22 protein-coding genes and 2 riboswitches are annotated in these 22,349 nt (G+C 73.1%); of the genes, 12 read left to right on the top strand and 10 right to left on the bottom strand.

From position 1 onward, the window contains the following. The 3 genes from gcvP to gcvT form a co-directional block, all read right to left on the bottom strand. Positions 1–2,895, bottom strand: a complete 2,895-nt coding sequence (gcvP, locus tag RH861_RS06810; protein ID WP_310520374.1) for an aminomethyl-transferring glycine dehydrogenase — start codon at positions 2,893–2,895, stop codon at positions 1–3. Between the two features lie 24 nt (positions 2,896–2,919). After that, a complete protein-coding gene (gene gcvH, locus RH861_RS06805) occupies positions 2,920–3,291 on the bottom strand; it encodes a glycine cleavage system protein GcvH (RefSeq protein WP_067949426.1) in 372 nt (123 codons plus the stop codon). Between the two features lie 63 nt (positions 3,292–3,354). Beyond that, positions 3,355–4,536 (bottom strand): glycine cleavage system aminomethyltransferase GcvT, encoded by a 1,182-nt coding sequence (gcvT, locus tag RH861_RS06800; RefSeq protein WP_310520373.1) that lies wholly within the window; start codon positions 4,534–4,536, stop codon positions 3,355–3,357. Positions 4,537–4,580: 44 nt separating this feature from the next. Continuing rightward, positions 4,581–4,685: riboswitch (glycine riboswitch) on the bottom strand. Then, a riboswitch (glycine riboswitch) is annotated at positions 4,686–4,780 on the bottom strand. 163 nt (positions 4,781–4,943) lie between these two features. Here gcvT and RH861_RS06795 point away from each other — a divergent pair. The 6 genes from RH861_RS06795 (at position 4,944) to RH861_RS06770 (ending at position 12,447) form a co-directional block, all read left to right on the top strand. Beyond that, a complete protein-coding gene (locus tag RH861_RS06795) occupies positions 4,944–5,714 on the top strand; it encodes an NUDIX hydrolase (RefSeq protein ID WP_310520372.1) in 771 nt (256 codons plus the stop codon). Further along, positions 5,711–7,117 (top strand): quinolinate synthase NadA, encoded by a 1,407-nt coding sequence (gene nadA / locus RH861_RS06790; RefSeq protein ID WP_310520371.1) that lies wholly within the window; start codon positions 5,711–5,713, stop codon positions 7,115–7,117. Before RH861_RS06795 ends, nadA begins: the two co-directional genes overlap by 4 nt. Position 7,118: 1 nt before the next feature. Continuing rightward, entirely contained in the window at positions 7,119–8,690 is a 1,572-nt protein-coding gene (nadB, locus tag RH861_RS06785) for an L-aspartate oxidase (RefSeq protein WP_310520370.1), read from the top strand. Further along, positions 8,690–9,586 carry a carboxylating nicotinate-nucleotide diphosphorylase gene (gene nadC / locus RH861_RS06780; RefSeq protein WP_310520369.1) on the top strand — a complete coding sequence of 299 codons (897 nt, stop codon included), beginning with the start codon at positions 8,690–8,692 and terminating at the stop codon, positions 9,584–9,586. Before nadB ends, nadC begins: the two co-directional genes overlap by 1 nt. Then, entirely contained in the window at positions 9,583–10,725 is a 1,143-nt protein-coding gene (locus RH861_RS06775; protein WP_310520368.1) for a cysteine desulfurase family protein, read from the top strand. Before nadC ends, RH861_RS06775 begins: the two co-directional genes overlap by 4 nt. A 201-nt stretch (positions 10,726–10,926) precedes the next feature. After that, positions 10,927–12,447, top strand: a complete 1,521-nt coding sequence (locus RH861_RS06770; RefSeq protein WP_310520807.1) for an MDR family MFS transporter — start codon at positions 10,927–10,929, stop codon at positions 12,445–12,447. Positions 12,448–12,470: 23 nt separating this feature from the next. Here RH861_RS06770 and RH861_RS06765 read toward each other — a convergent pair whose 3' ends face one another. After that, complete coding sequence (locus RH861_RS06765) at positions 12,471–14,129, bottom strand: substrate-binding domain-containing protein (RefSeq protein ID WP_310520367.1); 1,659 nt, start codon at positions 14,127–14,129, stop codon at positions 12,471–12,473. Positions 14,130–14,284: 155 nt separating this feature from the next. Between RH861_RS06765 and RH861_RS06760 the strand changes: the two genes are divergently transcribed. Further along, positions 14,285–14,953 (top strand): phosphoribosyltransferase, encoded by a 669-nt coding sequence (locus tag RH861_RS06760; protein ID WP_310520366.1) that lies wholly within the window; start codon positions 14,285–14,287, stop codon positions 14,951–14,953. A 97-nt stretch (positions 14,954–15,050) separates the two neighbouring features. Continuing rightward, positions 15,051–15,461 carry a hypothetical protein gene (locus tag RH861_RS06755; RefSeq protein WP_310520365.1) on the top strand — a complete coding sequence of 137 codons (411 nt, stop codon included), beginning with the start codon at positions 15,051–15,053 and terminating at the stop codon, positions 15,459–15,461. Positions 15,462–15,480: 19 nt separating this feature from the next. Here the strand turns inward: RH861_RS06755 and RH861_RS06750 are convergent, their stop codons facing one another. From RH861_RS06750 to RH861_RS06735, 4 genes are all read right to left on the bottom strand, one after another. Next, the gene (locus tag RH861_RS06750; RefSeq protein ID WP_067949445.1) at positions 15,481–15,672 is read right to left on the bottom strand and encodes a hypothetical protein; all 192 of its coding nucleotides are present in this window, start codon (positions 15,670–15,672) and stop codon (positions 15,481–15,483) included. Then, positions 15,669–16,469 (bottom strand): LON peptidase substrate-binding domain-containing protein, encoded by an 801-nt coding sequence (locus RH861_RS06745; RefSeq protein WP_310520364.1) that lies wholly within the window; start codon positions 16,467–16,469, stop codon positions 15,669–15,671. Before RH861_RS06745 ends, RH861_RS06750 begins: the two co-directional genes overlap by 4 nt. 69 nt (positions 16,470–16,538) lie before the next feature. Then, on the bottom strand, positions 16,539–17,426 hold the full coding sequence (locus tag RH861_RS06740) for an Fpg/Nei family DNA glycosylase (RefSeq protein ID WP_310520363.1): 888 nt from the start codon (positions 17,424–17,426) through the stop codon (positions 16,539–16,541). A 77-nt stretch (positions 17,427–17,503) separates the two neighbouring features. After that, positions 17,504–17,854 carry a DUF7882 family protein gene (locus tag RH861_RS06735; RefSeq protein ID WP_310520362.1) on the bottom strand — a complete coding sequence of 117 codons (351 nt, stop codon included), beginning with the start codon at positions 17,852–17,854 and terminating at the stop codon, positions 17,504–17,506. A gap of 221 nt (positions 17,855–18,075) precedes the next feature. On the opposite strand from RH861_RS06735, the gene RH861_RS06730 reads away from it, so the two are divergent. Beyond that, positions 18,076–18,897: a hypothetical protein gene (locus tag RH861_RS06730; protein ID WP_310520361.1), complete on the top strand. Its 822-nt coding sequence runs from the start codon at positions 18,076–18,078 to the stop codon at positions 18,895–18,897. Between the two features lie 36 nt (positions 18,898–18,933). Here RH861_RS06730 and RH861_RS06725 read toward each other — a convergent pair whose 3' ends face one another. Then, entirely contained in the window at positions 18,934–19,368 is a 435-nt protein-coding gene (locus RH861_RS06725) for a MarR family winged helix-turn-helix transcriptional regulator (protein ID WP_067945789.1), read from the bottom strand. A 31-nt stretch (positions 19,369–19,399) separates the two neighbouring features. Here RH861_RS06725 and RH861_RS06720 point away from each other — a divergent pair, with 31 nt between their 5' ends. Next, entirely contained in the window at positions 19,400–19,651 is a 252-nt protein-coding gene (locus tag RH861_RS06720; RefSeq protein ID WP_310520360.1) for a hypothetical protein, read from the top strand. A gap of 43 nt (positions 19,652–19,694) precedes the next feature. Here the strand turns inward: RH861_RS06720 and RH861_RS06715 are convergent, their stop codons facing one another. Continuing rightward, entirely contained in the window at positions 19,695–21,071 is a 1,377-nt protein-coding gene (locus RH861_RS06715) for a cell wall-binding repeat-containing protein (protein WP_310520359.1), read from the bottom strand. On the opposite strand from RH861_RS06715, the gene RH861_RS06710 reads away from it, so the two are divergent. Both RH861_RS06710 and RH861_RS06705 read left to right on the top strand, forming a co-directional pair. Beyond that, on the top strand, positions 21,034–21,276 hold the full coding sequence (locus RH861_RS06710) for a hypothetical protein (RefSeq protein WP_310520358.1): 243 nt from the start codon (positions 21,034–21,036) through the stop codon (positions 21,274–21,276). The two genes, RH861_RS06715 and RH861_RS06710, sit on opposite strands and share 38 nt — an antisense overlap. A 491-nt stretch (positions 21,277–21,767) precedes the next feature. Next, positions 21,768–22,343, top strand: coding sequence for a 1-acyl-sn-glycerol-3-phosphate acyltransferase (locus RH861_RS06705; protein ID WP_067945814.1), 576 nt, complete (start codon positions 21,768–21,770; stop codon positions 22,341–22,343). The last annotated feature ends 6 nt before the right edge of the window (positions 22,344–22,349 follow it).

The following is a 22,349-nucleotide window of genomic DNA, read 5'->3' as shown; positions in this document are numbered from 1 at the left end:
CTACGCGAATGCCTCGATGGGCGGGCAGGCGCACACGAGGTTGCGGTCGCCGTACGCCTGGTCGATGCGGCGCACGGGCGCCCAGTACTTGTTGCGCACGAGCGAGTGGACGGGGTAGACCGCCTGCTCGCGCGTGTACGGGTGGGTCCACTCCCCCGCGATGACCGATTCCGCCGTGTGCGGGGCGTTCCGCAGCGGGTTGTCGTCGGCGGGCCACTCGCCGCGCCCGACGGCATCCGCCTCGGCCTTGATCTGGATCATCGCCTCGATGAACCGGTCGAGCTCGGCGAGGTCCTCCGACTCGGTCGGCTCGACCATGAGCGTGCCCGCGACCGGGAACGACATCGTCGGCGCGTGGAAGCCGTAGTCGATGAGCCGCTTGGCGACGTCGTCGACCGTCACGCCGGTCTCGGCGGTGAGGGGCCGCAGGTCGAGGATGCACTCGTGCGCGACCAGGCCGTTCTCGCCGGTGTACAGCACCGGGAAGTGGTCGCGAAGGCGCGTGGCGACGTAGTTCGCCGCGAGCACCGCGGTCGCGGTGGCCTGCTTGAGCCCCTCGGCGCCCATCATGCGCACGTACGCCCACGAGATCGGGAGGATCGACGGGCTCCCGTACGGCGCCGCCGAGACCGGACCGCCGTCGTGCGACACCCCGCCCGCGTGCGCGTTGCGCTGGGCCAGGGGGTGGCCGGGCAGGTGCGGCGCGAGATGCGTCTTCGCCGCGACCGGGCCCACGCCCGGCCCGCCGCCGCCGTGCGGGATGCAGAACGTCTTGTGCAGGTTGAGGTGCGACACGTCGCCGCCGACGTCGCCGAAGCGCGCGAAGCCGAGCAGCGCGTTGAGGTTCGCCCCGTCGATGTACACCTGCCCGCCCGCGTCGTGCACGGCCTTCGTGATGTCCTTCACGTCGTGCTCGTAGACGCCGTGCGTCGACGGGTACGTGATCATGAGCGCGGCGATGCGGTCGGCGTGGTCGGCGATCTTCGCGCGCAGGTCGCCGAGGTCGACGTTGCCGAGCTCGTCGCACGCGACGACGACCACGCGCATGCCCGCGAGGACCGCGGAGGCCGCGTTCGTGCCGTGCGCGCTCGACGGGATGAGGCATACGTCGCGCTCGGCGTCGCCGTTGGCGAGGTGGTAGCCGCGGATCGCGAGCAGGCCCGCGAGCTCGCCCTGGCTGCCCGCGTTGGGCTGCAGCGAGACGGTGTCGTAGCCGGTGACCTCGGCGAGCCACCCCTCGAGCTGCGAGATGAGCTCGAGCGAGCCGTCGACGTCGGCCTCGGGCGCGAACGGGTGCAGGTTCGCGAACTCGGGCCAGGTCACGGCCTGCATCTCGGTCGCGGCGTTGAGCTTCATCGTGCACGAGCCGAGCGGGATCATGCCGCGGTCGAGCGCGTAGTCGCGGTCGGCGAGGGTCTTGAGGTACCGCATCATCTGCGTCTCGGACTGGTGCGTGTTGAACACCGGGTGCTCGAGGTACGACGAGGTGCGGCGCAGGGCCTCGGGCAGGCTCGACGGCAGCTCGCGCACGGCGTCGTCGAACGCGCCATCCGTCGCCCCGAACGCCCGCGCGACGGCACCGAGCTCGGCGGCCGTCGTGGTCTCGTCGACGGCCACGTGCACGGTGTCGTCGTCGCCCTGCCAGAGGTGCACGCCGGCCTCGCGCGCGGCCGCGACGATCTCGGCGGCGCGACCGGGCACGCGCACGCGCACCGTGTCGAAGAACGACGCGTGCACGGGCTCGAGCCCGGCGGCGCGCAGCGCGTCGGCGAGCGATCCCGCCTTCGCCGCGGTGGTCACGGCGATGTGGCGGATGCCGCGCGGCCCGTGGTACACGGCGTACATCGACGCCATCACCGCGAGCAGCACCTGGGCCGTGCAGATGTTCGACGTCGCCTTCTCGCGGCGGATGTGCTGCTCGCGCGCCTGGAGGCTGAGCCGGTACGCGGGGTGGCCCGCGGCATCCTGCGACACGCCCACGAGGCGACCGGGCAGCTGCCGCTCCAGCCCCTTGCGGACGGCCATGTACCCGGCGTGCGGGCCGCCGAACCCCATCGGCACGCCGAAGCGCTGCGAGGTGCCGACCGCGACATCGGCCCCCAGCTCGCCGGGGCTCGTGAGCAGCGCCATCGCGAGCAGGTCGGCCGCGACGACGGCGAGCGCGCCCTGCTCCTTCGAGGCGGCGATGACGGATGCCGGGTCCCAGACCCGCCCGGAGGCACCCGGGTACTGCACGAAGAGGCCGAAGTGCTCGCCGAGCGCCGCGGCATCCGTCGTCTCGTCGAGCTCGACCTCGACGAGCTCGATGCCCACGGCACCGGCCCGGGAACGCAGCAGCGCGAGCGTCTGGGGCAGCGCGTCGGCGTCGACGACGAACCGGTTCGAGCGCGACTTCGACGCGCGACGCGCGAGCAGCATGCCCTCGACGACCGCGGTGCCCTCGTCGAGCATCGATCCGTTGGCGGTGTCGAGACCCGTGAGGTCGGCGACCATCGTCTGGAAGTTGATGATGGCCTCGAGCCGCCCCTGCGAGATCTCCGGCTGGTACGGCGTGTAGGCCGTGTACCAGCTCGGGTTCTCGAGCACGTTCCGCTGGATGACCGCGGGCGTGATCGTGCCCGAGTAGCCGAGGCCGATCATCGACGTCCGCACGGCGTTCCGGTCGGCGAGCGCGCGCAGCTCCGCCAACGCCTCGCGTTCGGTCGCGGCCTCGGGGATCACCGAGTCGACGACCTCCTGCATGCGGATGGCGGTCGGCACGGCGGCGTCCATGAGCGCGTCGAGCGAGTCGTAGCCGAGCGCCGCGAGCATCCACTCGTGGTCGCGGGGGGTGGTGCCGATGTGGCGCCGCCCGAAGGCGTCGACATCGAAGGCCGGTGAGGTGCTGGCGGTCATCGTCTTCCTCGGTCGGGGTTCGGACTACTCGCCCGTGAGGGCGCGGTACTCGTCGTGGCTGAGGAGCTTGGGCAGGGACGCAGCGGTCACCTTGAGCAGCCATCCCTCGCCGAACGGGTCGCTGTTGACGAGCTCGGGCGAGTCGACCACGGCCTGGTTCGACTCGACGACCTCGCCGTCGACGGGGGCGAAGAGCTCGCCGACCGACTTGGTCGACTCGATCTCGCCGACGACCGTGCCCGACGTGATGGCGGTGCCCGCGGCGGGCAGGTCGACGTAGACGACGTCGCCGAGCTTCTCGGCGGCGTAGTCGGTGATGCCGATGGTGACGGTCTCGCCGTCGACCTTCACCCACTCGTGCTCTTCGGTGTACTGCAGGTCGGTGCGGTCGGTCATGGGGTGCTCCTCGTGGTCTCGTGCGGTCCGGTTGCGGTGCTGGTGCGGTCGGTGGCGCGGGGCTCAGGCGCCGCGCTTGTAGAAGGGAAGGGGGGTGACGGATGCCGCGATGCGCGTGCCGCGCACGTCGACGAACAGCTGCGAGCCCGGCTCGGCGGCATCCGGTGCCACGAACGCCATGGCCACCGGGTGGCCGAGCGTGGGCGACAGGGCGCCCGAGGTGATCTCGCCGACCCGGCGCGCGTCGTCGCCGTCGCCGTCGTACACCTCGTAGCCGGCGCGCGGGGCGCGGCGGCCCTCGGCGGTGAGGCCCACGAGCACGGGCGCGCCGTCGGCCGGACCCTGTTCGATCGCGGCGCGGCCGACGAAGTCGCCCTCCTTCGACAGCGCCACGACGCGGCCGAGGCCGGCCTGCACCGGGAGGATGTCGCGCGAGAGCTCGTGCCCGTAGAGGGGCATGCCGGCCTCGAGTCGCAGGGTGTCGCGGCTCGCGAGACCGCACGGCACCACGCGCGGACCGCCGGTCTCGCGCAGCGCCTCCCAGAGGCGCGCGGCGCGGTCCGGCGAGAGGTACAGCTCGAAGCCGTCCTCCCCCGTGTACCCGGTGCGGGCGACGAGCACGGGCTCGCCGTCGAACTCCGCGGCGAGCGCCCGGTAGTACTTCAGGCCCTCGAGTGCGGCGTCGAAGTCCTCGTCGTCGTTGCCGGGACCCTGGATGCCGAAGCCCTCGGTCTCCTGCAGCACCTCGAGCGCGTCGGGACCCTGCAGCGCGATGAGCGCGACGTCGTCGGACTCGTCGAACACCTCGCACTCGAACGGCGACGTGCGGTTTCGGAGCTCCTCGGCCACGACCTCGCGGTTGGACGCGTTCGCGACGACCATGTAGCGGTCTTCGCCGGTGCGGTACACGACGAGGTCGTCGACGACGCCGCCGTCGCGCGCGAGCAGCAGCGAGTACTTCGCCTGGCCCTCGGCGATGGCCGACAGCTTGCCGGCGAGGGCGTAGTCGAGGGCGTCGGAGGCCTCGGGGCCGACCACGAGGATCTCGCCCATGTGGGACAGGTCGAACAGCCCGGCGTGCTCGCGGACGGCACGGTGCTCGGCGAGGTCGCTGGAGTAGCGCACGGGCATCTGCCAGCCGGCGAAGTCGGTGAAGGACGCACCGGCCGCACGGTGCACCTCGTCGAGGGGGCTGCGTCGTTCGGTGGCGGTGCCGGGGTCGGTGGTGCCGGTTGCGTCGGTCACGAGTTCTCCATATCGCGCGATGGCGCGGCGGTGCGCCGCTCGAGAACTCCCCCTCTGTCATGGGCCTGAGAGCTTCGCGCGCCCCGGGGAGCTTGCTTTCACCTTCGGCGGGAGGCAGCCCGGAGGCGGCATCCGCTTTTCAGAGTGGCCTGGTCATCGCGGTGATGCGACCTGAGAGATTGGCGGGGAGGCTTGCTCCTTCGGTGCCGGCGATGTTGGCTGCCGGCTCTCCCGCGATGCGTCGATGGCCCGATGTGCGGTTGTCGTCGCAGTCTACAACCCGCCGCACGTTGCGTGCTCCCGGGCGGCGGGCGTCATCCGATTCGCGTTCGTGTCACGGTGACTGTAAGCTGGTGCCAGTACTTAGCGTCATCTTGACACTAAGGCCACGGTGAAGGGGTGAACGGATGCCGCAGCACGACGCGCAGGCGCGCCTGGCCGTCTCGACGGTCATCTTCGCCCTCTCGCCCGAGACCGACGGCGACGGCGTCGAGCGCCCGAGCCTCCGCGTGCCGCTCGTGCGCCGGCTGCGCGAGCCCGGCCTCGGCCGGTGGGCGCTGCCCGGCGGCTGGCTGCCCGTGCACGAGTCCCTCGACGCGGCCGCCGCGCGCACGCTCAACGAGACCACGGGCCTCGCTCCGCGCTACCTCGAGCAGCTCTACACGTTCGGCGATCCCGACCGCTCCCCCGGCGAGCGCGTCGTCTCGGTCGTGTACTGGGCGCTCGTGCACTCCGACGAGGTCGAGCGGGCGGTCTCCGACGAGAACGTGCGCTGGTTCGACGAGGACGACCTGCCCGACCTCGCCTTCGACCACGCCGCGATCATCGAGTACGCCCTGCGCCGACTCCGCACGAAGCTCGAGTACTCGGGCATCGCCCACGCGCTGCTCGGCGAGACCTTCACCATGGCCGAGCTGCGCGGCGTGCACGAGGCGGTGCTCCGCAAGCGCCTCGACGCCGCGAACTTCCGCCGCACCATGGAGGCCTCCGGCACCCTCGTCGACACCGGTGAGCGCCTCGCCGGCACGCGCCACCGCCCGCCCGCCCTGTACCGCTTCGATCCCGCCCACTCCCCCGTGGCGTCGCCCTCACCGGCGTCCGCGGCGCCGCAGCACGCGGCATCCGTCACCGCACCCCCCGCCCCCAGGCCCGGCACGCACAGCAAGGACACGCCATGAGCACCACCATTCCCGTCACGACGGCCGACGCCGAGCGGCGCATCCGCGACGCGGCGTCGGTCGACCGCAGCATCCGCCTGATCACGACCGGCGCAGCCCGCGGCGAGACCTGCACGCCCGACCTCGCCCGCGGACCCTGGGAGTTCGACCGCGGGCCGGCCGGATACGGCCCGGGCTCGTCCATGGGCGACGTGATCCCGGCCGGCGCACCCCGCCAGGGCGCGCTGCCCGCCAAGTACCGCGAGGCGTCCGCCGCCGAGCTCGACGAGCGCGTCCGCGCGGCGAAGGCGACGCTCGGCGACCGCGTCGTCGTGCTCGGGCACTTCTACCAGCGCGACGAGGTCGTGCAGCACGCCGATTTCACGGGCGACTCCTTCCAGCTCGCCAACGCCGCGAAGTCGAAGCCTGACGCCGAGGCGATCGTCTTCTGCGGCGTGCACTTCATGGCCGAGACCGCCGACATGCTCTCCCGGCCCGAGCAGGCCGTGATCCTGCCGAACCTCGCCGCCGGCTGCTCGATGGCCGACATGGCCGACACGTCGAGCGTCGAGGAGTGCTGGGAGCAGCTCGAGGAGGTCTACGGCGACCTGACCGCCGTCGACGAGACCGGCCGGGTGCCCGTCATCCCCGTCACGTACATGAACTCCTCGGCCGCGCTCAAGGGCTTCGTCGGCCGCAACGGCGGCATCGTGTGCACCTCGTCGAACGCGGTCACGGTGCTCGAGTGGGCGTTCGAGCGCGGGCAGCGGGTGCTGTTCTTCCCCGACCAGCACCTCGGCCGCAACACGGCCAAGGCGATGGGCGTGCCGCTCGAGGCCATGCCCATGTGGAACCCGCGCAAGCCGCTCGGCGGCAGCACGGCGGAGGAACTGCAGGACGCCCGCGTCATCCTCTGGCACGGGTTCTGCTCGGTGCACAAGCGCTTCACCGTCGACCAGATCGAGCAGGCCCGGCGCGACCACCCCGGCGTGCAGGTCATCGTGCACCCCGAGTGCCCGATGCCCGTCGTCGACGCTGCGGATGCCGCAGGCTCGACCGACTTCATCGTCAAGGCGATCCAGGCCGCGCCCGCCGGCTCGACCTTCGCGATCGGCACCGAGATCAACCTCGTGCAGCGCCTCGCCGCCGAGCACCCGGAGCACACGATCTTCTGCCTCGACCCGGTGGTGTGCCCGTGCTCGACGATGTACCGCATCCACCCCGGCTACCTCGCCTGGGTGCTCGAGGAGCTCGTCGCCGGGCGCGTCGTCAACCGCATCGAGGTCGCCGACGACGTCGCCGAGCCCGCCCGCGTGGCCCTCGAGCGCATGCTCGCGGCGAAGCCGCCGGCATCCGTCACCGTGCCCGCGGGCTCGACCATCGCGGCGGCGACGGATGCCGCGGCCGCGCCCGTCGGAGCCTGACATGACCCGCGTGCTCGTCGTCGGCTCCGGCATCGCCGGGCTGTGGACGGCGATCCGGGCCGCCGAGGCGGGATGCGACGTGACCGTCGTGACCAAGGCCGACCTCGGCGACGGGGCCACCGGCTGGGCGCAGGGCGGCATCGCCGCGGCGATCTTCGCCGACGACGCTCCCGCGCGGCACGCGGCGGACACGCTCGCCGCGGGCGCCGGGCTCGGCGACTCGGAGGCGGTGCGCGTCCTCACCGACGACGGCGCGGCGCGCATCCGCGACCTCATCCGCTTCGGCGTCGCGTTCGATCGCGACGACTCCGGACTCGCACGCGGCCTCGAGGCGGCCCATACGCGCGCACGCATCCTGCACGCCGGCGGGGATGCGACGGGTGCGGCGATCCAAGCGGCGCTCGTCGGGACGGTGCGACGACGCGGGCTGCGCGTGCTCGAGCACACGACGCTCGTCGACCTCGTCGTCGAGGGCGGTCGGGTCGTTGGGATCCGCGCGATCGCTGCGGGTCGGGCGGGCGGTGCGTCGCCCGTGAACGGCGGCGCCGTCGTCACGCTGCGGGCCGACGCCCTCGTGCTCGCGACCGGCGGAGCCGGATGCCTCTACCGGCATACGACGAATCCGGACGTGGCGACGGGCGACGGCGTGGCCGCCGCGGCCCGCGCGGGCGCCGTCGTCGCCGACCTCGAGTTCGTGCAGTTCCACCCGACCGCGCTGGCGATCCCGGGCACCCCCCTCATCTCCGAGGCCGTGCGCGGCGACGGCGCGGTGCTGCGCGACGCCGAGGGCCGTCGGTTCCTGCTCGAGGTCGACCCGCGCGGCGAGCTCGCGCCGCGCGACGTCGTCGCGCGCGCCGTGTGGCGTCGCATGGCCGAACAGGGCGGCGCCCCCGTCGTCCTCGACGCGACGCACCTCGGGGCCGACCGACTCGCGGGGCGCTTCCCCGGCATCGACGCCGCCTGCCGCGCGGCGGGCTTCGACTGGTCCCGCGAGCCGGTCCCCGTGGTCCCCGCGGCGCACTACGCGATGGGCGGCGTCGCGACCGACCTCGACGGGCGGACGAGCCTGCCCGGCCTCTGGGCCGTCGGCGAGGTCGCCCGCACGGGCGTGCACGGCGCGAATCGGCTCGCCTCGAACTCCCTGCTCGAGGGCGCGGTGTTCGCCGAGCGCGCGGCGCGCGACCTCGCTTCGGCGGCCGCCGTTCCCGCGTCCGTACCGGCTGCAGGAGATCCGACGGGACACGCCGGGCCGGATGCCGCGGCCCGCGGCGTGTCGGAGCGGAACTCCTTCGACACGCACGAGGGCGCCGCCGTGGTCGTTCGCGAGGCGTTGCAGGCGCTCATGTGGGAGCACGTCGGACTGGAGCGGGACGCGGCCGGGCTCGCCGCGGCATCCGCTCGCCTCGACGCCTGGCGCGCCCCCGACGTCGTCGACCGCCGCACCGCCGAGGACCGCAACCTGCTCGACCTCGCCCGGCTCACGGCCGCCGCGGCACTCGCCCGCACCGCGAGCGTCGGCGCCCATACGCGTCGCGACGCCCCCGTCCCCGCACTCGAGAGGCAGGCCGCCTGATGACCGAACCCCGCGAGATCGAGCGCATCGTGACGATGGCGCTCGACGAGGACGCGCCGTGGGGCGACCTCACCGGCGAGACGCTCATCCCCGAGCAGGCGACCGCGACCGCGGAGATGGTCGCGCGCGAACCGGGCGTGTTCAGCGGCGCGCGCGTGGTCGAGGCGACGTTCCGGCTGGTCGACCCGCGCATCGCGGTCGAGGTGCTCGCCGCCGACGGCGACCGGTTCGCGGCGGGCGACGTGCTCGCGCGCGTGCAGGGCCCGGCCCGCGGCATCCTGCGCGCCGAGCGCATCGCGCTGAACCTCGTGCAGCGGATGTCGGGCGTCGCCACGCTCACCGCGCGGTACGTCGAAGCGGTCGCGGGCACGCGCGCGCGCATCGTCGACACGCGGAAGACGACGCCGGGACTGCGCAGCCTCGAACGCCAGGCGGTGCGCGACGGCGGCGGGCGCAACCACCGCCGGTCGCTCTCCGACGCGGTCATGGCGAAGGACAACCACCTCGCCGTGCTCACCGCGGGCGGGGCCGACCTCGCCGCGGCGCTGCGCGAGGCGCGCGAGCGGATGCCGCACACCGCCCATCTCGAGGTCGAGGTCGACCGCGTCGACCAGATCGAGGCGGTGCTCGCGGGCGGCGCCGACACGATCATGCTCGACAACTTCTCGCTCGACGACCTGCGGGCGGGCGTCGAGCTCATCGCCGGCCGGGCGATCGTCGAGGCCTCCGGGGGCGTGAACCTCGACACGGTCGCGGCGATCGCGGCGACCGGGGTCGACGTGATCTCGGTGGGCGCGCTCACCCACTCGGCGCGAGCGCTCGACCTCGGTCTCGACGTGGCGATCGAGGCGAGCGGTGCCGAGCCGGCGGATGCCGCGGCCGAGGGGTCGCCGTGATCTTCGCCGACCACGCCGCCACGACCCCGGTGCGCCGCGAGGCCGTCGAGGCGATGTGGCCGTTCCTGACGGGGGCGTTCGGCAACCCGTCGAGTCGGCACGGCCTGGGCGAGGAGGCGGCGCGGGCGCTCGCGTGGGCGCGCGAGGAAGTCGCGGCGGTGGTCGGCTGCCGACCTGGCGACGTGGTGTTCACGTCGGGCGGCACCGAGGCCGACAACCTGGCCGTGAAGGGGCTCGCGCTCGCGAATCCGCGCGGCCGACACGTCGTCGTCTCGCCGGTCGAGCACGAGGCGGTGATCGCGGCGGCGGACGCCCTGCGCCGCCTGCACGGGTTCGAGGTCGACGAGGTCGAGGTCGATGCGACGGGCATGGTCACGACGGCGGCGCTCGAGCGCGTCATCCGGCCCGACACCGCGCTGGTGTCGGTGCAGCTCGCCAACAACGAGGTGGGCACCGTCAATCCGGTCGCCGAGCTGGCCGCCGCGGCGCACGCGGCGGGGGCGGTCATGCACACCGACGCCGTGCAGGCGGCCGGCTGGCTGCCGGTCTCGATCGGGGCGCTCGGGGTCGATGCGCTGTCGCTCGCCGGGCACAAGGTCGGAGCGCCGAAGGGCACGGGCGCGCTCGTCGTGCGCGGACGCCTCCCGCTCGAGCCGGTGCTGCACGGCGGCGGCCAGGAGCGGGGCCGACGGTCCGGGACCGAGAACGTGGCCGGCGCGGTGGCGTTCGCGACGGCCCTGCGGCTCGCCGAGGCCGACCGCGCGGATGCCGCGGCGCGCGTGGCGGCGCTGACGGAGCGGTTCCGCGCCCGGGTCGCCTCGACGGTGCCGACGGCCACGCCGACCGGGCATCCCGACCGCCGTCTGGCGGGGACGGTCTCCTACGTCTTCCCCGGGACCGCGGGTGAGGCGGTCCTGCTCGAGCTCGAACGTCGCGATGTCGTGGTCTCGAGCGGCTCGGCGTGCGCTGCCGGCAGCGACGAGCCGTCGCACGTGCTCACCGCGATGGGGTTCGATCCGGACCTCGCGCGCACGGCCGTGCGCTTCTCGTTCGGTGCGGACGCCACCGACGACGACGTCGACGGCGCCGCCTCCGCCCTCGCCGACGCGGTGTCGGCGGTCCGCGATATCGTCCGCTGACCGGCCCGCCTCCGCCACGAGGCGCATGCATGCGCATGGTTCGGCGGAAACGGGAATAGCGCACCTCCGGATCTCGGTTGCATCTCGCGTTCGCCGTGGCCATCCCCGCATGGGCGCGGGCCGGCGACACGACGCACACGATCGAGACAGACGAGGACGCCCGTGACCGAACGCACCGCACCCGAGACCGGCTCGATCACGATGCCGCCCGGCGACGCCGCCCTCGGATCCGAGGAGGCGGTGCCCGGCTCACGGCACCCCGCCACGCCGACGGCGCCGACCTCGCCGGCCGATCGCGAGGCGCGCGACACGCGGGTGATCTGGCTGCTGCTCGCGGCGACGTTCGTCGTGTTCCTCAACGAGACGATCATGAGCGTCGCGATCCCCGAACTGGTCGACGACCTCGGCGTCACGCTCACCGCGGCCCAGTGGCTCACGACCGCCTTCATGCTCACGATGGCCGTCGTGATCCCGATCACCGGGTTCCTGCTGCAGCGGTTCCGCACCCGCCCCGTCTTCGGCACCGCGATGAGCCTCTTCTCGGCGGGCACGCTGCTCGCCGCGCTCGCACCGGGCTTCGAGGTGCTCCTCGCCGCGCGCATCGTGCAGGCGACCGGCACCGCGATCATGATGCCGCTGCTCATGACCACGCTCATGACGCTCGTGGCCCCGTCCGATCGCGGCCGCATCATGGGCCGAGTGTCGATCGTGATGTCGGTCGCGCCCGCCATCGGCCCGGCGATCTCCGGGTTGATCCTCAACTCGCTCGGCTGGCGGTACATGTTCTGGCTGGTCCTGCCGATCGCCGTCGCGATGCTCGTCATCGGCCTGCGGCGCGTGACCGACGTCGGCCAGACGCGCGTCTTCCCCATCGACCTCGGCTCGGTCGTGCTCTCCGCGTTCGGCTTCGGCGGCCTCGTGTACGGGCTCAGCCTGGTCGGCGGCGTCGTGAGCGGTCGGGCGCCTGGCGACGCCGTGCCGATGTGGCTCGCGCTCGCGATCGGTGCCGTCGGCGTGCTCGCGTTCATCCTGCGCCAGGTCGCCCTGCAGCGCACCGATCGAGCGCTGCTCGACCTGCGCACCTTCCGGACCCGGAACTTCGCGGTGTCGATCGCGATGATGGCGGTGATGATGGCGGCGCTGTTCGGCACGATCATCCTCCTGCCCATCTACCTCCAGGACGTGCTCGGCCTGGAGCCGCTCGCGACCGGGCTCCTGGTCCTGCCGGGCGGCCTCGTCATGGGCCTGCTCGGCCCGACGGTGGGCCGCCTCTACGACCGGGTGGGCCCCACGCCGCTGCTCGTGCCCGGCAGCATCGTGGTGAGCGGCGTGCTGTGGTCGCTCACGCTCGTGACCGAGACGACGCCCCCGTGGATGGTCCTCGTCGCGCACGTGACGCTCTCGACGGCGCTCGCGTTCATGTTCACCCCGCTGTTCACGAGCGCGCTCGGCTCGGTCGAGCCGCGCTTGTACTCCCACGGGTCCGCCATCGTGGGCACGCTCCAGCAGGTCGCCGGAGCGGCGGGCACCGCGATGTTCATCACGGTCATGACCGCCTCGGCGGCCACCGCCGAGGCGGGCGGCACCGATGCGATCGCAGCGCAGGCCGCGGGAGTGCGTGCGGCGTTCCTCGTCGGCGCCATCGTGTCGGTCTTCGCGATCGTCGGCGCGACGATGGTCCGTCGCCCGGCCGACATGGTCCAGGCGCCCGCCGCGCACTGAACGACGTCAGCCGGCCTTCGCCGTCAGCCGCAGTCGGGGCGGCAGGTGCGCTGCGAGATGGCGTCGACCAGCACCGTGCCGAGATCCTCGGGCTGCGCCGCCGAGTACGCCCCGCCCTTGGTCGCCTTGGCGATCTGCTGCATGGCCTGGAGGTCGGTGTCGGGTCCGAAGCCGATCATGATGACCGGAACCGGCTGGTTGGGGTCGTCCATCTTCGCGAGCTCGGCGAGGAGCTGCTCGAGGCTGATGCCGTTCTCGTCCTCGTTCTTGCCGTCGGTGATGACGAGCACCGAGTTGACCTTCTCGGGGTCGTAGGTCTCGCGCACGCGCTTCACCGCGTCGAGCGTGGTGTCGTAGAGGCCGGTCGCGCCGCCCAGTCGCGAGGGCAGGGACTGGATGATCCCGGCGATGCGCTGCGTGTGCGCAGCATCGGCGAGCGGGGCGATCGGGGCCACGTCCTCGTAGTCGAGGTTGCCGTTGCGGGCCGTCGAGAACAGCCAGACGCCCAGCTCGGCCTCGCCCGAGAACTTCTGGACCGCTCCCATCGCGGCCTGCTGGAACACGTCGATGCGACGGAGTCCGTTCGCCGCGGGGTCCTGCATCGACCCGGAGACGTCGATCACCGCGAGCATGCGACCGCGCATGGTGAGCACACCCCACGACCGCAGGATCTCGATCTGCGAGGCCCCGTCGAGCTCGCCCTGCGCGGGCGGCGCGGTCGCGGCCACCCCGCGGGCCTCGAGCTCGCCGGTGCCGTCGGGGGCGCGGAAACCCGCCTCGGCGAAATGGTCGCCGGCCTTCGAGAGCGCCGTGCGGAACGCGTCGAGGTTCTCGGTCCGCTCCTTCGCCATGCGGACGAAGGGATAGTCGAGCGCCACGGTGCCCTCGGTGGGGTAGGCCGCGACGAGCGGCTCCGCCGACTTATCGGCGTTGTGGGCCACGACCCGCGCTTCGCTGGTGAGCGTGATCATCGGCGTGGACGACGAGGTGACGGTGGCCATGGCGGCATCCGTCGACGCGGGGATCGACTTGCTGAGCGCGATCATCGCACCGGCGAACTGGCGCGGGTCGTCGGGCGAGGTCTGCCCCTTCAGCGCGTACAGGCTCGCGAGGCTCGCGGCGGATGCCTCGGGGTCGGGCAGCAGCGCGGGGAGCTGGCCGCTCAGCACGCGGGCCCAGCTCACGGGCTCCTTCGCCAGCTCCTCGGCGTCGGACGCGGCCGCCGCGAACACGATGGGCGACGACACGATGGAGTCGCCGACCTCGAGGACCGGCGCGCCGAGGCCGAGCGACGTGGCCGTCGCGCGCGTGCGATCGATCCACACGGTCGAGTCGGGGATCCAGACGTCGGCGTCGGCGGTGCCGGCGGCGACGGATGCCGCGGTGTCGGCCGAGTCCTGCGCGCGCACCTCGGTCGCGACGCATCGCTTCGGGTCGGCGTCGAAGTCCTCGGCGAGCTGGGCCACCGACTTGGCGATCGACGTGTCGGCGACCACGACGACCTGCTCCGGCTCGTCGCAGGCCGGCTGGTCGGCGGCCGCGAGGAGCGGGTTCAGGTGACCGCCCACCCACAGGTAGACGCCGGACGCGACGAGGGCGATGACCGCCACGCCGGCAGCGACGGACAGGATGAATCGGCGGCTCGGCGCCTTCGCCGGAGCCGCGACGCTGTGACGTCCCACGGGGCACTCCAAGTTGAACGGCCGCGCGGGGGAGCGCGCCGATCCCAGTCTGAACGGGTTCCCCCGTTCAGGGGGAAGGGTGCTGACAGCATATGCGAACATGAGCGAATGGCGAACTCGGCCGACGGCGGCGCAGCCGGGCACGGGACCGGAGCGTGATCCGGTTCGCCGACCGGCGTGACGCGGGCCGCCGGCTCGCGGAATCGGTCGCGCGGCTGGACCTCGGCGACGCCGTCGTGCTCGGGCTTCCACGCGGCGGCGTCCCGGTCGCCGACGAGGTCGCCCGCGTCCTCGGCGCTCCGCTCGACGTACTCGTGGTCCGCAAGCTCGGGCTCCCCTCGCGACCCGAGGTCGCCATGGGCGCCGTCGGCGAGGAGGATGCCGAGATCGTGAACGAGGACGTCGTCGGCCTCGGCCGCGTGACTCCCGAGGAGTTCGCCGGTGTCGAGCGCCGGGAGCGGGCCGAGCTCGCGGCCCGGGTGCGGCGCTTCCGGGGAGACCGGCCGCCGGTCCCGCTCGCGGGACGCACCGCGGTCGTCGTCGACGACGGCGTCGCGACCGGGGCGACGGCCCGGGTGGCCTGCCGGGTCGCCCGTGAGCGCGGTGCAGTGCGGGTCGTGCTGGCGGTGCCCGTGGCCTCGCCGCGGGCGCTCGAGGGCATCCCCGAGGTGGACGAGGCCGTCTGCCTGGAGGCGCCGCCGGGCTTCATGTCGGTGGGCATGCACTATCTCGACTTCCGGCAGACGGAGGACCGCGAGGTGTCCGACATCCTCGCCCGCGCGCACGCCCGCCGGCGCGGCCGGGACGACTCGCCGACGCCCTGAGCACAGCCGGAGCACGCCGCGCAACCCCGTTCACGTCACGGCCCGTCCGCGGTTGAGTGTGTTCGAGCCCGAACGGGAAGGTGGAACAACCGTGGAGATGGACACCAGCACCATCATCTGGATCGTCGTCGGCGTGATCGCCCTGATCGCCCTCATCGCCGTCATCGCGTGGATCGCGACCTCCAACCGGCGTCGCGAGAAGCAGGTCGAGGGCCGGCGCCACGAGGCCGCGGAGATGCGCGATCGAGCGGCCGAGGTCGAAGAGGCCGCGCGCGAACGCGAGGTCCGCGCGGCGAAGGCGGACGCCGCTGCCCGCGACGCGCAGGCCAAGGCGGCGGAGGCGCAGCTCGAGGCCGAGCGCCTGGCCGACCGCAGCCGCGAGCACCGCTCCGATGCGGATCGGCTGCGTGCCGAGCGCGATCAGCACGCGCGCGGCGCGGAAGCCGTGGACCCGGATGTCCTCGACGGCGGCGACCGCGCGCCGTCCGAAGGCGAACCGCGCCGCTAGTCCACGGTCCGGACCCCGGTCATCCGAACACGTGACGGATGCCGAGCGCCTCGTCGACGCCGGCGTGCACGTCGTCGAGGCGGCATCCGTTCGGGCATCGGTAGGAACTGACGGCCAGGCCGGCGTCGCCCATCGTGGGGACGACGGTCACGAGCGCGGCGGCGGTCGCACCGCAATCGGGGCAGGTCACGCGGGTCCATCGATCGGTCACGGGTGCGTCTCCTCGGGGTCGTCGGTGGCGTCGGTGCTGTCGGTGCTGTCGGTGCTGTCGGTGCTGTCGGTGTCGTCGGCGGTCTCGGCCGCTTCGGTACCGGTGCTCGGCCGGGCCGTCCCCTCTCCGGTCGCGAGGCCCTCCCCCAGCGAGGCGAGCTCGGCGTCGAGGTCGTCCTCGGCGGTCCAGGCCGCGGTGAGGACCTCGCCCGCGCCGTGGGTGAGGTCGATCAGGCCTACGAGCAGGTCGCGGAGGCTTCGCGAGCCGAGGAGCCGGACCTGGTCGAGCGGCGTGAGGGGCGCGATCCCCGCGAGCTGCCACGCGGATGCCACGGGGTCGTCGCTGAGTCCCACGTCGGCGTCCCACGGCAGTTCCACGAACTCGCTCGCCCTGGCGATGGTCCGCCGGACGACGAGTTCGGCCTGCGCCAGGAGCGGGGCGAGCGACGTATCCCATTCGAGCTCGGGCACGTCGCGGACGATGGCCGCGGGATGCGGATCGTCGTCGAGCCACTCGACGACCTCGATGCGCCGACCGCCTCGCGCGAGGACCGCGAGCATCCCGTCGGTCTCGCCGAGCTCGGTCACCTCCGCGACCGTCCCGTGGCGGAAGCGTCGCTGGGCCTCCGCACCGGCGGCCTCGCGTCCGCTCTCGATGAGCACGACGCCGAACTCGGCGGGGCGGGCGCCGAGCACGCGCGACATCATCACGAGGTAGCGCTCCTCGAACACGCGCAGCGCGAGCGGCATGTGCGGGAACAGCACGCTGCCGAGCGGGAACATCGCGAACGGGGCCATGCGGCGAGTGAACCACCGTGCGGCTGGGAACGGGGCCCGAATCAGCGGCCTCGCGGCATCCCCTCAGCCCTACTTCAGCAGCCGGGAGCGCACGCGATCCGCGAGCGGCTTGCCGCCCGTCTGGCAGGTGGGGCAGTACTGGAACGTCGAGTCGTGGAACTCGACCTGTCGGATCGTGTCGCCGCAGACCGGACAGGCCTCGCCGGTCCGGCCGTGGACGCGCAGGCGCCGGCGCTTCGCGTCTTTCAATTCGGCGGCGGGCCGCCCGGATGCCTCGGCAAGGGCTTCACCGAGGGTCTCCCGCATCGCCGCGTAGAGCCGCGCGACCTCGTCGGGCGTGAGGGACGCGGCGAGCTTGTACGGCGACATCTTCGCGGCGTGGAGGATCTCGTCGGAGTACGCGTTGCCGATGCCCGCGAGGACGGACTGGTCGCGAAGCAGCCCCTTGACCTGCGTGCGCCGGCCGGCGAGCAGGGCGGCGAACTCGTCAGGGCCGAACCCCTCGGTCATGGGATCGGGACCCAGCCGGGCGATGCCCGGCACCTGCGCCGGATCGCGGACCACGTACGCCGCGAGCGACTTCTTGGTGCCGGCCTCGGTCAGGTCGAATCCGGAGCCGTCATCGAGGCGGACGCGCAGGGCGATCGGCGACTTGCCCGGACGGAGCACGGTCGCAGGCACCTCGTCGTACCAGCGCAACCACCCGGCGCGCGCGAGGTGGAAGGCGAGGTGCAGCGAGTCGACCGCTCCGGCGTCGGCATCCGCGCCGAGCTCGAGGTCGAGGAACTTGCCGTGCCGGGAGACCGCGGTGATGGTTCGACCCTCGACCGCCTGGAGCGGCGGGTCGAACGTCTTCAGCGCGGAGATCGCCGCCACGCGTACCGAGGCGACGGCACGCCCGACCGCGCGCTCGCGGAGGAACCCGGCGAGCGCCTCGACCTCGGGCATCTCCGGCACTCCCCCATCGTGTCACCGGGGGCCGACATCCGCACGGGTTCACGGGGCGGGATGCGTCGCGACGTGGACCGGAGGGTCTAGGACGGGCCGACGGCCGACTCCGCGGCATCCGTCGTCTCGCCGTCGATGGCGCGCAGGGCCTCGACGAGATCCGGCGTGAGCTGCAGCCCGCGGACCGCGTTCGCCGCCATCATGAGGCGATTCATCCAGCGCCGGTCGAGGTGGGGCTCCTCGTCGCTGTCGTATTGAACGAGGATCGGCATGGTGGGGTTCACCATGACCTCGTCGTGGTGGCCGTCCTCGGCGATCCAGCCGACGATCACGGGCTCGCGCACCCGCAGCTTCGCGATGACCACCGCGTGGACGTGCGCGAGCACGTCGTCCGGCAGGTCGATCCGGACGATGCGGCCGAGCATGAGGTTGCCCAAGGTGGTCCTTCCGATGCGGGGAATCGGTCAGGCCGCCGGTCGCCCGGACGCTTCCGGGGCGTGCACGGTCGAACTCGTGCGCGGACCGACGGCCTGTCACGGGCTTCGGGTGCCCGCGCACTCATGTCTATGCACTGGATCGCGATCCGGGGAGGGTCTTGACACGGGTCGTCCGCGCATGGCATGGGCACCCGGCCGCTCCGCACCGTATGATCCACGCTGTGGACCCGAACATCGCGCGGCAGGTGCTGCGCCTCGACGCCGTCGCCCCCCTCTCCCCCGCCATCGTGGAGGACGCCTTCGCCCGCGAGTCGTGGGAGCGCCATCCGTCGCGGTATCCGGATGCCGAGGGACGCGCCTCGGCCGAAGCATGGGCGGCCACCCTCGCCGAGGCGCGCGCGGTCCTGCTCCGCGAGGCGGGGTCCGCGGCCGGGGGCGCGGGGCCGGGGTCGACGGATGCCGCGGGGCCGGCGCCGGCACGACGCGGACTCTCGCGCGGCGCGGTCGTCGGCATCGTCGCCGGATCCGTCGCACTGCTCGCCGTGCTGACGGCGGCCGGGATCGGCGCGGCGCAGCTCGCGACGACCGCGTTCGAGCAGGCCCGCGTCGCCGCCGAGGAGGACGCCGCCCCGCGCGCGGACGGCGACGCCGGCAGCACCGACGCCGGCAGCACCGGCGCCGGCGACGACGCGGCGGCCGCCGACGAGCCCGCCGACCTGGAGCGCTTCGAGGCGGACGAGACCTACTTCACGTTCCCCGCAGCGCTCGAGATGTACGCCGACGGCCGCTACGACGGCCGGTGCGGGCTCGAGCATCTCGAGGGGTGCTGGGAGGGGGCGCTCTTCGTCGAGGCGGACTGCGCGTCCCTCGAGATCGAGCTCGGCTTCACCAACGACGAGGACGTCTGGGCTCCCGCCGACGAGACGCGGACCCTCACCGAGACCGGCGTGGTCGCGGGCGAGGCGTTGCCGGTGGTGTTCGGCAACGACGCCTACGACTTCGGGTGGATCCAGGACGTCCGCTGCGTCGCGGCGGCGAGCTGACGCAGTCAGGATCGCGCGCCGGATCGGGTCGCGCGGTCAGTTCACGGCGTGGGCGGCGTCGAGCAGCGAGGTGAGCTCGTCACGGAGCCGCTCGAGGCGCTCGACCGAGTAGCCGAGGCGCTCGACGACCTCGCCGGGGACTCGGAGCGCCTGTTCGCGCAACGCCGTGCCCTCGTCGGTCAGCGCGATGTCCACGGCGCGCTCGTCGGCGGCGCTGCGCGACCGGGTCACGAGGCCGGCCGCTTCGAGCCGGCCGATCAGGGGGCTCACCGTCGCGGGTTCGAGGTGGAGCCGTTCGGCGACCTCCCGCAGGCGCTGCGGGCTCCGTTCCCACAGCGCGAGCAGCACGAGGTACTGCGGGTGGGTGATGCCGAGCGGCTCGAGCGAGGGCCGATAGAGCCGCACCACCTCGCGGCTCGTGGCCGCGAGCGCGAAGCAGAGCTGGCGGTCGAGTTCGAGCGGATCGGTCATGCTCCCAGAATAGCGAGTACACTAACTGTTCGTGCACGAACAGAAGCTGCCCAACCCGTGGCGCGACGTCCCTGGCTTCTGGGCGCGCGTGAGCCGCGTGCTGTACCCGTTCGCGGGGCCCGCCGAGGTCGGCATCGGCCGACCGGAGGAGCCGTACCGCCCGCCGGCCGATCCCACCTGTCCGGTGTGCGGCGCGTCCATGGCCGAGCACCGCATCGAACGCGGCGACGCGACGACGCCGACCCGCCTGCACTGCCCGACCGGAGACGACCGAGCTGCGTGAACGGCGCGGCGCCTCGGACTCGATCGAGGCGCCGCGCCGAGGATCACCCGAGCGTCACGCCTCGTGCGGAGAGGAACGGCACGGGGTCGATGCGGGTGCCGTTCTGGTACACCTCGAAGTGCAGGTGGCATCCGGTCGAGGCGCCCGTCGTTCCCGAGTACCCGATCAACTGGCCGACCGAGACGGTCTGGCCCACCTTCACGCGTATGCCCCCGTCGACCAGGTGCGCGTATCCGGTATCGATGCTCGAGGCATGCGCGATCTTGATGAAGTTGCCGTAGGTGCCGACCCAGCCGGCCGTGCTCACCTTGCCGGACGTGGCGGCGTAGATCGGCGCGTTGCAGCCGGTCGCGAGGTCGACGCCCGCGTGGAACGACGACGTGCAGCCGCCCGACGTGCAGATGGGCTCGCGAGGTCCGAACGTGCTGGTGATGCGCCCGTTCGCGGGCTTCGCCCAGTCGGTCGCGCACGCCGTGTTCTGCGCCACGGCGTCGCCGACGACGCCCGTGCTGCCGAGGATCACCCGGGCCGGCGGCGCCATCTCGCGGAGCGCGTTCCACGCCGGGTACGGGATGCACGTCGCCCGGGTCAGATACAGGGGCGACCCGAGCGCGCCGGCGAGCGCGGCGCCCGAGAGCGCGTCGGCGAATTCGATGCCCGTCGCGAGGAAGGCGCTCCCGACCGCCGACGACGTGCTGCGGAAGACGGCCTGGTTGATCGCCGTCGCGGTGAGGTACCGATCGGCGCCCTCGTGGCGGAGTACCGTGAAGCCCTCGGAGGAGAGCTGCCTGGCGATGCCCTCGCTGACCGCGCCCGCACTGCCGGCGATGCGGACCGTGCGCACGCCGAGCGACTTCATCGCGGTGATCGTGCTGGATCGGGCGGACTGCGCGAGACCCTCGACGAGGAACACCGGTGCGCCGATCGCGCCGGCCGCAGCGGATGCCGCGAGCGCATCGGGGAAGTCCGCGCCGGTGGCGATGAAGGCTTCCGTCGCGCTCGTGAAGGCGCTGCCGACGACGAGTTCGCCGGTCTGGTATCGATCGTTCCCGCCGAACCGGCTGACCTGCGGTGTCAGGCCGGCGAGCTGGTCGTAGACCGCCGGGGTGATGACGGCATCGCTGCCGGCGACCACGATGCGCTTGGGCGCCAGGCGGACGATCTCGGCCCGCACGACCTCGGGGATGGCGTCGCCGCGGGTCAGGAGCAGCGGCCCGCCCGCCTTCGCCGCCGCGGCGGCGGCGGTCAGACCGTCCGGGAAGTTGAGGCCAGTGGCCACGTACAGGACCGGGACGCCCGCGGCGAACCGCTTCGAGATGGCCACGGCCGTCTCGTACCGGTCGGCGCCGGCGAGCCGGTGCACGCCGGTACCGAAGGCCTCGATGACCGGCTCGGCCGTCGTCGTCGTCGCAGACATCATGGTGGTGGTCTGCTCGGTCGTGCTGCCGGTGGACGACTGGGTCGTCTGCTCGGTGGTCTTCGCGCTCGAGTCGCCGGGCTTCTTCGGCGACGTCGTCTCCGCGGGTGCGCCGGATACCGGGCCGGAGACCGTCGGGGCCGGCGTCGTGGGAACCGGCGTGGGCGCCGGCTCGGTCGTCGGTGGAGTCGACGCGACCACCTGCTGATCGGACCCCGCGACGGGCTCCTCCGCCTGTGCCGGCACGGCGGTGCCGAACACCAGCGCGATCGCCGCGGCGACCCCCGTCACCGCCCGAACACGGACCCAACCAGCCATCTTCGCCTCCCCCCGGAGCGAGCGTGCGCAAGGGGAATCGCGCGACGCTCGTCATCGCAGTGTAGGGGGCGATGGCGAAAGTGTGAAGTTCACGTAGAACGTTCGTGTTGAATCGATCAGATTACGGAGCGGGCATCCGCCGTCGCGTGAGGGCGGACGGCGTGTCGCGGAACGGGTCCCGAGTGGTCGATCGTCCCGCCGCGCGGGGTCCGGGCGCGTGGTCTCGCCTGACGCTAGCGCGCCGGCCTCACGCTCGTCTTGTCCCATCTTGTGAGGACCGACGGTCGCCCCGGCCGACGCGCACGGCTCGCACCCCGCTGCACCGCCGCGCACGTTCCGGACATTCCGTTCCCGGCATGCGAGGTCGCGTACGGTGGCCGGATGCTCCGACGATTCATCTCCCGCGTCTACTGGGCCTGCAGCAGGTGGACGCTCGCGGGCGAGCCGGCTCCCGACCGGCCGTCGGTGCTGATCGGCGCCCCGCACACGTCGAACTGGGATTTCGTGCTCATGCTCGCCATCGCCTGGCGGTACGGCATCGACATCCGCTGGCTCGGCAAGAAGAGCCTGTTCCGCGGATGGCGCGGGTCGATCATGCGCCGGATCGGCGGCATCCCGGTCGATCGCGACGACCCCAGCCGCGTCGTCGGCGAGGTCGTCGAGCGGATCCGCGACGGCGAGGTGTTCGGCCTCGTCGTCACGCCGGACGGCACGCGTGGGGCGAACGAGTACTGGAAGTCGGGGTTCTACCGCATCGCGCGGGAGACCGGGCTTCCGGTGACCCTCGGCTTCGTCGACCGCACCACGATGACCACGGGCCTCGGACCGACGTTCGACCTGACCGGCGACGTCCCGGCCGACATGGACCGGATCCGGGCGTTCTACGCCGACAAGGCCGGCCTGCGGCCGCACCTGCGCACCGAGCCGCGCCTGCGTGACGAGCGCCGCACGGCGTAGCGCGAG

The organism is Agromyces indicus, from assembly GCF_031432295.1.
GTDB classification, from domain to species: Bacteria; Actinomycetota; Actinomycetes; order Actinomycetales; family Microbacteriaceae; genus Agromyces; species Agromyces indicus.
The sequence above is the reverse complement of the archived record's forward strand: the minus strand, read 5'-3'. Positions and strand labels throughout refer to the sequence as shown.